Genomic DNA, 546 nt, shown 5'->3' with positions numbered 1-546 from the left:
GTCCACGAGAGAGGCGTACGTGGCGAACACGACGACCGGCCCGGACCCGGCCCACAGAGCGAGCTGGATCGGGTTCGTGGTGGTGCGCACACCCAACGAGCCCAGGACCGCGTCGTTCTCCAGCGAGCACACTGCCATCATCGGGGCGGTGTGGCCCACCAGGCGCCACGCCTGGGCGGTCTGCACGAGCAGGTCCAGGGTCGGCACCGTCACGAGGATCCGGCCGTCCCGGAAGCTGTCCAGCGCGCACGCGACGGCCGTGATCGTCTTGCCCGAGCCGGTCGCTGACACGATCGTGGCACGGGCACCCCGCGGGGGCGCAGATGACCTTGCAGGAAATCCCACCCACTTGCGGAAAGCCGCCTTCTGGTCAACCTGGTGTTCCTTGAGCTGAATACCCGGCATTTAGAAATCCTCCCCCTGACTCGTTTCCTGACCGCTTCGGGAAATCACCGGGACGGCGTGAAGGGCGGAACAGACACCGTACCGTCCTCACCCACCACGACCCGCTCGGCGAGCTGCGCCAGGAACTGGGCGGGCATGAGC

Annotated in this window: 1 protein-coding gene; it reads right to left on the bottom strand. The window is 67.4% G+C overall.

Annotation, left to right across the window (positions count from 1 at the left end):
- Positions 1 to 405 (bottom strand): DEAD/DEAH box helicase family protein (locus KUM32_RS42820; protein ID WP_217146951.1); only part of this gene is annotated, 405 nt, incomplete at its 3' end.
- Positions 406 to 546: the final 141 nt, after the last annotated feature.

The organism is Streptomyces sp. AC627_RSS907 (assembly GCF_019049165.1).
The sequence above is the reverse complement of the archived record's forward strand: the minus strand, read 5'-3'. Positions and strand labels throughout refer to the sequence as shown.